Origin of the sequence: Streptomyces sp. NPDC059875, from assembly GCF_042731085.1 — a bacterium.
Classification (GTDB): domain Bacteria; phylum Actinomycetota; class Actinomycetes; order Streptomycetales; family Streptomycetaceae; genus Streptomyces.
In genome coordinates this window covers 200,429-212,449 of sequence record NZ_JBHWJZ010000004.1, presented here as the reverse complement: position 1 = coordinate 212,449, position 12,021 = coordinate 200,429, and the positions used below count along the sequence as shown (strand labels likewise).

The 12,021-nt window shown below is 72.0% G+C and carries 7 protein-coding genes; 3 read left to right on the top strand and 4 right to left on the bottom strand.

Annotated elements, in window-relative coordinates; all coding sequences use genetic code 11:
• Positions 1-138: 138 nt before the first annotated feature.
• A complete protein-coding gene (locus ACFV9D_RS06920) occupies positions 139-1,026 on the bottom strand; it encodes a hypothetical protein (protein ID WP_385142043.1) in 888 nt (295 codons plus the stop codon).
• A 96-nt stretch (positions 1,027-1,122) separates the two neighbouring features.
• Between ACFV9D_RS06920 and ACFV9D_RS06915 the strand changes: the two genes are divergently transcribed.
• A complete protein-coding gene (locus ACFV9D_RS06915; protein WP_385142040.1) occupies positions 1,123-1,698 on the top strand; it encodes a TetR/AcrR family transcriptional regulator in 576 nt (191 codons plus the stop codon).
• A gap of 53 nt (positions 1,699-1,751) precedes the next feature.
• A complete protein-coding gene (locus ACFV9D_RS06910; RefSeq protein ID WP_385142385.1) occupies positions 1,752-3,017 on the top strand; it encodes an SGNH/GDSL hydrolase family protein in 1,266 nt (421 codons plus the stop codon).
• 48 nt (positions 3,018-3,065) lie between these two features.
• Here ACFV9D_RS06910 and mfd read toward each other — a convergent pair whose 3' ends face one another.
• The 3 genes from mfd to ACFV9D_RS06895 form a co-directional block, all read right to left on the bottom strand.
• Positions 3,066-6,596: a transcription-repair coupling factor gene (gene mfd, locus ACFV9D_RS06905; protein WP_385142037.1), complete on the bottom strand. Its 3,531-nt coding sequence runs from the start codon at positions 6,594-6,596 to the stop codon at positions 3,066-3,068.
• Positions 6,597-6,794: 198 nt separating this feature from the next.
• Positions 6,795-9,368, bottom strand: a complete 2,574-nt coding sequence (locus ACFV9D_RS06900) for an ABC transporter permease (protein ID WP_385142033.1) — start codon at positions 9,366-9,368, stop codon at positions 6,795-6,797.
• Positions 9,365-10,153 carry an ABC transporter ATP-binding protein gene (locus tag ACFV9D_RS06895; RefSeq protein WP_385142030.1) on the bottom strand — a complete coding sequence of 263 codons (789 nt, stop codon included), beginning with the start codon at positions 10,151-10,153 and terminating at the stop codon, positions 9,365-9,367. Before ACFV9D_RS06895 ends, ACFV9D_RS06900 begins: the two co-directional genes overlap by 4 nt.
• A gap of 311 nt (positions 10,154-10,464) precedes the next feature.
• Between ACFV9D_RS06895 and ACFV9D_RS06890 the strand changes: the two genes are divergently transcribed.
• Positions 10,465-11,967, top strand: coding sequence for an MFS transporter (locus ACFV9D_RS06890; RefSeq protein WP_385142027.1), 1,503 nt, complete (start codon positions 10,465-10,467; stop codon positions 11,965-11,967).
• Positions 11,968-12,021 lie beyond the last annotated feature (54 nt).

Here is a 12,021-nt window from a genome sequence, read left to right as displayed (position 1 = left end):
GCCCCCGCCCCCCCCCCCCCAACACACACCCCACCCCCCACCCCCCACGGGGGGGGCGGCGCGGCCCCCCCCCCCCCCCCCACGGCCGTGGTGCGTCCGGGGGCCTGCGGGCGCGGGGGCGCCGGCGGATCCGCGGGCTCAGATCCTGCCGATCCCCAGGGTGTTCTCCCCGGGCAGCAGCCCGGAGCCGAGGACGGCCAGCCAGGGGCCGCCGAGGAGTTCGGCGAGCCGGGCGGTGGACTCGGGGCCGAGGGCGACCCAGGGGGCGGCGGCCAGCTCGTCCGTACGCAGCTCCACCTGTGCGCGCAGGGCGCGGCCGGCATCGGTGGCCGCGCCGTCGGCGGCGAGCAGACCACGGGCGGTCAGCCGGTCGCGGGCGGCGGTCCAGGCGGCCTCGCTCCAGCCGCGGCTCGCGAAGGTCGCCTCGGAGGCCGCCCCGACGGCCGCGAAGGAGACCAGGGACTCGACCGGGTCGAGTCCTGCCGCGAGGAGCGCGGCCAGGTGCCCGTCCCCGCGGTGCTCGCGCAGGATGGTCGTGGCCTGCCAGAGGACCAGGTCCGGGGCCTCGGGCCACGGCAGCTCGGCGTTCGCGGCGGCGAGCGGCCGGCCCGCCGTCACGACGGCCTCGGCGGCCCGCCTGGCGAGCCCGGCCGCCTCGGCGATGTCGGGGCCTTCGACGACCTCGGCGCCCAGGACGGAGCGGTAGGCGAGGCCGACGGCGCGCAGCCGGGCGTCCAGCACCCGAGCGGGCTCGGCCGTCCGCCAGATCTCCGGCACGTACCGGGCCACCATCTCCGGGCTGAAGCTGTAGAAGGCGGAGCCGACCCGCTCGGCCCCGGCGGGGCCGAGGGGTGCGGCGCGCCAGGCGAAGTACGAGGGCCAGCGCTCCGTGACGTCGTAGCCGAGCGCGCGGGCCTCTTCGGAGGCCTCGGGGGCGTAGTAGAGCAGCGCGTGGAGGGGTTCGAGCAGGTGCCACATCTGCCGTACGCGTCCGGGCTCCACGGTCTCCAGCTGTTCCACGGTCATGGTGGTCGCCTCCTCGTCGCTTCATCTTGACACCGACTAGATTGCTCCCGCACCCACGAACTTGTCAATGCCTAGATTCGGCGTACGCTGCTGTCCATGAGCAGCCGTCCCACCTACCACCACGGCGACCTGCGGCAGGCGGTCCTGACCGCCGCCCTGGACGTCATCGCCGCCGAGGGCCCGTCCGCCCTGAGCCTGCGCGACCTGGCCCGCCGCGCGGGCGTCTCGCACGCGGCCCCGGCCCACCACTTCAAGGACCGCGCGGGACTGCTCACGGCCGTCGCGACCGAGGGCTTCGACCTGCTGGCGGCGGCGCTCGGCGAGGCGAAGGACCTGAAGGACGCGGGGGTGCGGTACGTACGCTTCGCCACCGAGCACCCCGCGCACTTCCAGGTGATGTTCCAGCCGGACCTGCACCGGCCCGACGACCCGGAGCTGCTCGCCGCCAAGGAACGGGCCGGTGCCCGGCTCCGGGCGGGCGTCGCGGGCGTGACCGCCGACGGCCGGGGCGCCGACCCGCGCCTCGCGGGCGTCGCGGCCTGGTCCCTGGCCCACGGCTTCGCGACGCTGCTGCTCAGCCACAACCTGGCGGGGCCGGTCGGCGAACAGGACCCCGAGGAGGTCTTCCGCACGCTCGCCGGGCTGCTGTTCGCAACACCTGACGCTTCGTAACTGCCCCGGGAATAACCGGAGTCGAACTCCACTTGGTCACGTGCATGACCACGATGATGTTTACCCGGTCCGCACGACGCACCGCCGTCGCCGTCCTGAGTGCCGCCGTCCTGACCGCCCTTCCCCTCGACGGCGCCGTCGCGGCCGAGCACCGGCACGGCGGCGGTGCGTGGCGCGGCGCATGGGCCACCTCGGTGCAGCAGCCGACCGCGCCTTTCGGTACCAACTGGTCGACCGACGGCTTCTCCGACCACACGGTCCGCCAGGTCGTCCGCGTCACCACCGGCGGAACCAAGGCCCGAATAGAACTCTCCAACCGCTACGGCACCACCCCGCTGCGCATCACCGGCGCGACCGTGGCCCGCACGGACAAGGGCGCCTCGGTGAAGGCCGGTTCGGTCCGGCAGCTGTCCTTCGGCAAGGGGCGTTCGGTGACGATCCCGGCCGGTGGGACGGCGTACAGCGACGGCGTGCCGTTCAAGGTCGAGGCACTCGAGTCGGTGACCGTCACCCTCTATCTCGCCGCCCCCACCGGGCCCGCCACCTTCCACCACTTCGCCGGCGCCACCAGCTACCGGGCGAAGGGCGACCACCGCGCCGAGACCGGCGCCGCGGCCTTCAAGGAGACCAGCACCTCCTGGTACTACCTCTCCGGCGTCGAGGTCTCCGGCGGGCAGGGCCCGCGCCGGGACGGCATCGTGACGTTCGGCGACTCGATCACCGACGGCGTCGGCGGCACGGACGACGCGAACAACCGCTACCCCGACGAGCTGGCCGAGCGCTTCGCCGCCGCCGGGAAGCCGCGCAGCGTCCTCAACCACGGCATCGGCGGCAACCAGGTCACCAACGACACGACCTGGGCGGGCGAGAAGGGCATCGAGCGCTTCAAGGAGGACGTCCTCACCGAGCCGGGCGTCCGGACGGTCGTCCTCCTCGAAGGCATCAACGACTTCGGCGGCAGCCTCCCGAACGACTTCGCCACCCCCACGCCCGAGGTCTCCGTCGAGCGGCTCATCGAGGGCCACCGCGAGCTGATCCGCCAGGCCCACGCCAAGGGCATCACGGTGGTCGGCGCGACCCTCACCCCGGTCGGGGGCTCGTTCTACGACACCCCGGCCGTCGAGGCCAAGCGGGACGCCTTCAACCACTGGGTCCGCACCTCCGGCGCGTACGACGCCGTGGTCGACTTCGACCGCGCCGTCGCCGACCCGGCCGACCCGGACCGCATCCTGCCCGCGTACGACTCCGGCGACCACCTGCACCCCGGTGACGCCGGCTACCGGGCGATGGCGCAGGCGCTGGACCTCGACGCGCTGTAGTCGCCGGTCGGCCATGCCCGTTCACCGGGCATGGCCGACGAGCCGGCGCTACGACCCGAGGATCGTCGTCAGGAACTCCCCGGTCCACGCGAGCAGTTCGCGCCCCACCACCGGCTTCCCGCCGATCTTCCCGCTCGTCGGGCGCGGCACCAGGATCTGGTGGACGGCCGGCTTGATGACCGTGCGCGGGTAGAGCCGCTTCAGCCGCAGCTCCTGCGATTCGCGCAACTCCACCGGCGCGAAGCGGATGTTCGGGCCCTGCAGGACGATCTCGCCGACGCCGCAGGCGCGGGCCAGCATCCGCAGACCGGCCACCAGGAGCAGGTTCTCGACCGGCTCGGGCAGCTTGCCGTAGCGGTCGGTGAGCTCCTCCCGTACCGCCTTGATGTCCTCCTCCGTGTTGGCGGAGGCGATCGCGCGGTACGCCTGGAGGCGCAGGCGCTCGCCCGGCGCGTAGTCGTGCGGGACGTGCGCGTCGACCGGGAGCTCGATCTTGACCTCCAGCGGCGGCTCCTCCTCGACCCCGCCCTCCAGGGAGGCGCGATAGTCGGCCACCGCCTCGCCCACCATCCGTACGTACAGGTCGAAGCCGACGCCCGCGATGTGGCCGGACTGCTCGCCGCCGAGCAGATTGCCCGCGCCGCGGATCTCCAGGTCCTTCATGGCCACGTACATGCCCGCCCCCATCTCGGTGTGCTGGGCGATCGTCGCGAGCCGCTCGTGCGCGGTCTCCGTCAGCGGCTTCTCCGGCGGGTACAGGAAGTACGCGTAACCGCGCTCGCGGCCACGGCCGACGCGTCCGCGCAGCTGGTGCAGCTGCGACAGACCGAAGTTGTCGCCGCGCTCGACGATCAGGGTGTTGGCGTTGGAGATGTCGATGCCGGACTCGACGATCGTCGTGGAGACCAGCACGTCGAACTTCTTCTCCCAGAAGTCGACCACGACCTGCTCCAGGGCCGACTCGGACATCTGACCGTGGGCGGTCGCGATGCGCGCCTCCGGGACGATGTCGCGCAGCCGCGCCGCGGCCCGGTCGATCGACTCGACGCGGTTGTGGATGTAGAAGACCTGGCCCTCGCGGAGCAGTTCACGGCGGATGGCCGCGCCGATCTGCTTCTCCTCGTACGGACCGACGAAGGTGAGGACCGGGTGCCGCTCCTCCGGCGGAGTCGTGATCGTCGACATCTCGCGGATGCCGGTCACCGCCATCTCGAGCGTACGGGGGATGGGGGTGGCGGACATCGTCAGGACGTCGACGTTGGCGCGGAGCTTCTTCAGCTGCTCCTTGTGCTCGACGCCGAAGCGCTGCTCCTCGTCGACGATGACCAGGCCCAGGTCCTTGAACTTGGTCTCGGAGGAGAAGAGGCGGTGGGTGCCGATGACGATGTCGACGGCGCCGTCCTTGAGGCCCTCCATCGTCGCCTTCGACTCGGTCTCGGTCTGGAAGCGGCTCAGCGGGCGTACGTTCACCGGGAACTGCGAGTACCGCTCCGAGAACGTGCCGAAGTGCTGCTGCACGAGCAGCGTGGTCGGGACGAGGACCGCGACCTGCTTGCCGTCCTGGACCGCCTTGAAGGCGGCGCGGACCGCGATCTCGGTCTTGCCGTAGCCGACGTCACCACAGATCAGGCGGTCCATCGGGACCGTCTTCTCCATGTCCTCCTTCACCTCGGCGATGGTGGACAGCTGGTCGGGCGTCTCCGCGTACGGGAAGGCGTCCTCCAGCTCGCGCTGCCAGGGGGTGTCCGGGCCGAAGGCGTGGCCGGGGGCCGCCATCCGGGCGCTGTAGAGCTTGATCAGGTCGGCGGCGATCTCCTTGACCGCCTTCTTCGCCCGCGCCTTCGTCTTCGTCCAGTCCGCGCCGCCGAGCCGGTGCAGGGTCGGCGCCTCGCCACCCACGTACTTGGTGACCTGCTCCAGCTGGTCGGTGGGGATGTAGAGCCGGTCGCCGGGCTGGCCGCGCTTGGCCGGCGCGTACTCGACGAGGAGGTACTCGCGGGTGGCGCCCTGGACGGTCCGCTGGACCATCTCGATGTACCGGCCGACGCCGTGCTGCTCGTGCACGATGTAGTCGCCGACCTCCAGGGTCAGCGGGTCGATCGTCTTGCGGCGCTTGGCCGGCATCCGCTGGCCGTCCTTGCCGGCCGCCTTCTGGCCGGACAGGTCGGTCTCGGTGAGGACGGCGAGCTTGAGCGCCGGGTCGACGAAGCCGTAGTCGATCGAGCCGGTCGCCACGTGCACGACCGACGGGGCGATCTCCCCCAGGTCGGCCTCGAGGCGGGCCGCGATGCCCTCGCCGCCGAGGACCTCGACCGTGCGGGTCGCCGGACCGTGCGCCTCGGTCACGTAGACCGTGCGCCAGCCGTCGGCCAGCCAGCCCTTGGTGTCGGCGAGGGCGCGGGCGGTGTCGCCGCGGTACGTCTCCGGGGCGTGCATCCCCAGCTTCACAGTGTCCGCGTCGAGTGTCTCGTCCGCGGCGAACGGGGAGACCGACCACCACATCATGTCGAGCTCGCGCGCCCGGTCCCGTACGTCCGCGATCCCCCACAGGGAGGCCGCGCCGACGTCGATCGGGGCCTCGCCGCCACCGGCGGTCGCCGCCCACGACGCCTGGAGGAACTCCTGCGAGGTCGCCACCAGGTCGGCGGCCCGGGTGCGGACCCGCTCGGGGTCGCAGACCACCGTCATGGCGCCCTTGGGCAGGACGTCGAGCAGCAGTTCCATGTCGTCGACGAGGACGGGCGCGAGGGACTCCATGCCCTCGACGGCGATGCCCTCGGCGATCTTGCCGAGCAGCTCGCCCAGCTCGGGGTGCTCCTCGGCCAGGGCAGCGGCCCGCTGCCTGACGTCCTCGGTGAGCAGCAGTTCGCGGCACGGCGGCGCCCACAGACCGTGCTCGGCGACCTCCAGGGAGCGCTGGTCGGCGACCTTGAAGTAACGGATCTCCTCGACGTCGTCGCCCCAGAACTCGATCCGGAGGGGGTGCTCCTCGGTCGGCGGGAAGACGTCCAGGATGCCGCCGCGCACGGCGAACTCACCGCGCTTCTCGACCAGCTCGACCCGGGAGTACGCGGCGGCGGCGAGGCCCTCCACGATCTCGTTCAGGTCCGCCGTCTGCCCGGTGCGCAGGGCCACCGGCTCCAGGTCGCCGAGGCCCTTGACCTGCGGCTGGAGCACGGACCGTACGGGCGCGACGACGACCGACACCGGTCCGGCGGACGGGTCGTCGGCCGACGGGTGGGCGAGCCGGCGCAGCACGGCGAGGCGCCGGCCGACGGTGTCGGAGCGGGGCGAGAGCCGCTCGTGCGGCAGCGTCTCCCAGGAGGGGTAGTCGACGACCGTGTCCGGGTCGAGAAGGCTGCGCAGGGCGGCGGCCAGGTCCTCGGCCTCCCGGCCGGTCGCGGTGACGGCGAGGACGGTGCGGCCGGCGTCCCGGGCGAGCGCGGCCACCGCGAAGGGCCGCGCGGCGGGCGGACCGACCAGATCCACGTGGCCGCGGTGGCCGTCCGCCGCGGCCTTCACCGCTTCGGCGAGGGCCGCGTCCTTGACGACGAGGTCGAGCAGACCGTGCAGACTCATGGACTTCCATCCCGGGAGTTACGGGGGCGGGCAACGCGAACAGCCCGACACGTCTCACGGGCCGGGGGGTTCCCAGCGTACGACGCGCCGCCGACGCCCGCTCCCGAACCCTGCCGCAGGGCACTCGAACGCGTACACGTACGGCCCCGGCGGTGACCACCGGGACCGTACTCACACCCGTACCGCTCCTCGTGCGGACTACTCCGTCGCGATCGCGTTCAGGACGTTCATCCGGCCCGCGCGGAACGCCGGGACCAGGGCCGCGAACAGGCCCACGAACGCCGAGCCGACGAAGACCGTCAGGATCGTCGGCCACGGGATCTCCAGGACCCCGAGACCCTCCAGGGCCAGCAGCTTCTGGGCCGCCGTGCCCCAGCCCATGCCCAGCGCGAGGCCGAGCAGGGCGCCGAAGAGGGCGATGACCACCGACTCCAGGCGGATCATGCGGCGCAGCTGGCGGCGCGAGAGGCCGATCGCGCGCATCAGGCCGATCTCCCGGGTCCGCTCGACCACCGACAGCGCGAGCGTGTTCACCACGCCGAGCACGGCGACGATGATCGCGAGCGCCAGCAGCCCGTAGACGATGTTGAGCAGCTGGCCGACCTGGTCCTTCAGGTCCTGCTTGTAGTCGGCCTGGTTCTGCACCTTGTACTGCGGGTAGGGGGCGAGCGCGTCCTTGAGGGCCGCGTACGCCTCCGTCTCCTTGCCGTCCTCGGCCGTCGCGAACATGATCACGCTCTGCGGCAGCTTGTCGGCGGGCAGGTACTGCGCCGCGGTGGTGATGTTGGTGTACATCACGCCCTTGTCGACGTTGTTCTCGTCCGACGTGATCGCCGCGACCTTCAGCTTCGCGCTCTCGCCGCCCTTGAACGCCACGGTCAGCTCGTCGCCGACCTTCACGCCGTGCTCGGCGGCGTAGTCGCTGCCCACCGACATCGCGTTCGCGCCGTACGCGGCCGAGAGCTCGCCGGCTGTCGTGTCGCGCCGCAGGTCCTGCGCGTACGACGGTTCGGCGGCGACCAGGCCCTTCTCGACGGCCTTGCCCTTCGGGTCGGTGATCGTGGCCTCGACCCACTTGTACTCGGTCACGTGGTCCAGGCCGGGCGTCTTCTCCAGGGCGGCCTGGGCCTGCGGCATGATCGGCTGCCCGTTGGTCGACTGCACGATGAAGTCCGCGCCGACCGAACGGTCCAGCTCCTCGGTCGCCGAGGCGACCATCGACGAGCCGACCACCGACAGACAGGCCACCAGCGCGAGCCCGATCATCAGCGCGGCGCCGGTCGCTCCCGTACGGCGCGGGTTGCGCAGCGCGTTGCGCTCGGCCATCCGCCCGACCGGGCCGAAGACCCGCAGGATCACCGCGCCGAGGACGCGGACGACCCCGCCCGCGAGGAGCGGTCCGACGACGATGAAGCCGACGAGGGAGAGCACGACACCGAGGCCGAGCCAGAGCGAACCGGCGGAGGCCTTCTCCGCCCGGGTCGCCGCGAACAGCGCGGCGGCGCCGCCCACCGTGACGAGCAGGCCGAGCCCGCCCCGTACCAGGCCGGCCCTGCCGTCGGCCGGGGTCCCGGCGTCGCGCAGGGCGGCCATCGGGGAGACCTTGCCGGCCCGGCGGGCCGGGATGTAGGCGGCGAGGACGGTGACGACGACGCCAAGCAGCAGACCGACGGCGGGCGTCGTCCACTTCACGGTCAGGTCCTCGGTGGACAGTTCCATGCCCATGGCGGACATGAGCTCCATCAGGCCGACGGCGAGGCCGACGCCCGCCGCGACACCCGCGATCGAGCCGACGACGCCGAGGAGGAACGCCTCGACGAGGACGGAGCGGTTGACCTGCTTGCGGCTGGAGCCGATGGCCCGCATGAGGCCGATCTCGCGGGTGCGCTGGGCGACCAGCATGGAGAAGGTGTTGACGATGAGGAAGATGCCGACGAGGAAGGCGATTCCGGCGAAGCCGAGCATCGCGTACTTCATCGGCTTCAGGAAGCCCTCGACGTCCTTGCGTCCCGCGTCGGCGGACTCCGCCTGGGTCAGCAGCTTGTACCCGGCGCCGAGCTCGGCGGAGATGTTCTTCTTGACCTGGTCGTGGCTGAAGCCGGGGGCAGCCGTCACCTCCACGTTGGTGAACACGCCCGGCTTGCCGAGGAGTTCGCGCTGGGCGGTGGCGGTGTCGAAGTAGACGACGGTGGCACCGGGGTTGGTGACCTTGAACGAGGCGATACCGGAGATGCGGGTGGTGAAGTCACCGGTCACGGCGATCGTGCGCAGCTCGTCGCCGATCTTCAGCTTGTGCTTCTCGGCCGTACCGGCGTCCAGGAGCGCCTCGGTGGGGCCGCGCGGGGCGTGACCGGAGGTGATCTCCATGGAACGCAGTTCCCTGGAGCTCCAGTTGACGGCGATCGTCGGGGCGCCGTTGGAGGACCCGAGGTTGTTGTTGCGGGCGTCGGTGACGGTCACGCTCAGCGAGATGACCTTGCCCTCGGCGGACGTGACGCCCTCGGCCCGGGCGACCTGGTCGACGACCGAGGCCGGCATGGTCTCGGGGCGGCCGGTCTGCGGGGTCTCGTCGTCGGTCGCCGCGTCCTTGGGGCTGACGGTGACGTCGGCGGCGGTCGCGGAGAAGAGCTTGTCGAAGGTCGCGTTCATGGTGTCCGTGAAGACGAGCGTGCCGCTCACGAACGCCACGGACAGCAGGACGGCGACGGCGGAGAGCGCCATGCGGCCCTTGTGCGCGAGGAAGTTGCGCAGGGAGGTCTTGAGGACGGTCATGACGTCCGCCCGCGCGCGTCGAAGTCCTTCATCCGGTCGAGGACGGCGTCGGCGGTGGGCCGGAACATCTCGTCGACGATCCGGCCGTCCGCGAGGTAGAGGACACGGTCGGCGTGGCTGGCGGCGACGGGGTCGTGGGTGACCATCACGATGGTCTGCCCGAGCTCGTCGACCGACTGTCGCAGGAAGCCGAGGACTTCGGCACCGGCGCGGGAGTCGAGGTTTCCGGTCGGCTCGTCGCCGAAGATGATCTCGGGGCGGGCGGCGAGCGCGCGGGCGACGGCGACGCGCTGCTGCTGACCGCCGGAGAGCTGGGTGGGCCGGTGCTTGAGGCGGTCGGCGAGACCGACCGTCGACACGACCCGGTCCAGCCACTCCTGGTCCGCCTTGCGGCCGGCGATGTCCATCGGCAGCGTGATGTTCTCGAGCGCGTTGAGGGTCGGCAGCAGGTTGAACGCCTGGAAGATGAAGCCGATCCGGTCCCGCCGCAGCTGGGTCAGCCTCTTGTCCTTCAGGCCGGTGATCCGGGTCTCGTCGAGGAAGATCTCGCCGCTGGTGACGGTGTCGAGACCGGCGAGGCAGTGCATCAGCGTCGACTTGCCGGAGCCCGAGGGGCCCATGATCGCCGTGAACTGCCCGCGGGCGATGTCCACATCGACGTGGTCGAGCGCGACGACCCGCGTCTCGCCCGCTCCGTACGCCTTGACGACCTGCCGCGCCCGCGCGGCAACGGCCGTCTGCCCTCCAGCGTCCCCGTGCCTGGGGATGGTCACAGCCGAAGTCACGGTATGTCTCCTATGAGTGGGTGTGCGCGGGCACGCAGAAACAAGCGTGGGTACGCGTGGGTCGGTTCGGGCTCGTGTCGAGTCTGCGCGGAGCCGGGGCGGCCGGTCACTGGTGCTCGTCGCACTCTTCGCCCTGGGGTTTTCCGTAAGTCCAAGGTAAAGACGGGCGGGGCCCTTCTCCTCCTCCGCCGGGACGAACGGCCCCTGCCCTCTATGGGGGAGGGACCCTTAAGGGTTCTCCACCCGGGGGTCGAGTGAGAGGCTGGGCCGACGAATTTAGATGTACGACGCATCAGACGGAGGGGTTCGGCGTGTCCGAGACGACGACGCAGCAGGCCGCGGCACCGGCCGCCACTCCACGCGGCCGCGGCCCGGTCGTCGCGGCGCTCATGCTCGTGATGGGCCTGACCGCGCTCGACGGCACGGTCGTCTCGACCGCCGTGCCGCAGATCGTCGGCGACCTCGGCGGCCTCTCGGTCTTCTCCTGGCTGTTCTCCGGCTATCTGCTCGCCGTGACCGTGACGCTGCCGGTGTACGGGAAACTCTGCGACACCTTCGGCCGCAAGCCGGTCCTGGTGGCCGGGACCGTCCTCTTCCTCATCGGCTCCCTGCTGTGCGCCGCGGCCTGGAACATGGCCTCGCTCATCGCGTTCCGGGTCGTCCAGGGCCTCGGCGGCGGCGCGCTCCAGGGCACGATCCAGACGATCGCGGCCGACCTGTACCCGCTGAAGGAACGCCCCAAGATCCAGGCGAAACTCTCCTCCGTCTGGGCCACCGCCTCCGTCGCGGGCCCGGCGGCCGGCGGCCTCCTCGCGGGGTACGCGGACTGGCGCTGGATCTTCCTCATCAACCTGCCGGTGGGCCTGGTGGCACTCTGGCTGCTCGGCCGGTACCTGGTGGAGCCGGAGCGGGGCGCGCCCCGGAAGGTGTCCGTCGACTGGGCGGGCGCGACGGCCATCTTCGGAACCGGGGCGTTGCTGCTCACCGCGCTCGTCCAGGGCGGGGTTGCCTGGCCCTGGCTGTCCGCGCCGTCCCTCGGCCTGTTCGCGAGCGCGCTCGCCCTCGCGGGCGTGACCGTCCTCGTCGAACGGCGGGCCGCCGAACCGATCATCCCCGGCTGGATCTGGCGCCGCCGCACGATCGCCGCCGTCAACCTGGCGCTCGGCGCGCTCGGCCTGCTGATGGTCGCCCCGACCGTCTTCCTGCCCACCTACGCCCAGGCCGTCCTGGGCCTCGGCCCGATAGCCGCCGGCTTCGTCCTCTCCGCGATGACGCTCAGCTGGCCGGTCACCGCGGCCCTCTCCAACCGGGTCTACAACCGCATCGGCTTCCGCCTCACCGCGGTCGTCGGCATCACCCTCGCGCTCCTCGTCCTGCTCGCCTTCCCCTTCCTCCCCTTCCCCGGGGAGCCATGGCAGCCGGCCCTGCTCATGCTGCTGCTCGGCGGCGCACTCGGCTTCTTCCAACTCCCGCTGATCGTCGGGGTCCAGTCGACGGTCCCGTACGAGGAACGCGGCACGACGACGGCGTCCGTCCTCTTCTGCCGCCAGGTCGGCCAGAGCGTCGGCGCGGCCCTCTTCGGCGCGATCGCCAACGGCGTCCTGGCCGCCCGCCTCGGCACCGACCAGGACCTGGACAGCCTGGCGTCCACCCTCCCCCACGCGGACGACATCCTGCGCCGCGCGGTCGACGCGGCCGTCGACTACGTGTACCTGGGCGCGGCGGGCGCGGCGGCACTGGCCCTGGTGGTCCTGCTGTTCCTGGCCCCGCGCCGCTTCCCGGTCCTGGAGGAGGAGCGGGCCGGCGAGGTGTGAACCGTGCGCCCAGGGGCGGCGCGCTCAGACGCCGCCGTCGGGCGTCTTGGCCTC

Coding starts and splice junctions, on each gene's coding strand:
- ACFV9D_RS06920 (WP_385142043.1), bottom strand. CDS start 1,026: ATGACCGTGGAACAGCTGGAGACCGTGGAGCCCGGACGCGTACGGCAG.
- ACFV9D_RS06900 (WP_385142033.1), bottom strand. CDS start 9,368: ATGACCGTCCTCAAGACCTCCCTGCGCAACTTCCTCGCGCACAAGGGC.
- mfd (WP_385142037.1), bottom strand. CDS start 6,596: ATGAGTCTGCACGGTCTGCTCGACCTCGTCGTCAAGGACGCGGCCCTC.
- ACFV9D_RS06915 (WP_385142040.1), top strand. CDS start 1,123: ATGAGCAGCCGTCCCACCTACCACCACGGCGACCTGCGGCAGGCGGTC.
- ACFV9D_RS06910 (WP_385142385.1), top strand. CDS start 1,752: ATGATGTTTACCCGGTCCGCACGACGCACCGCCGTCGCCGTCCTGAGT.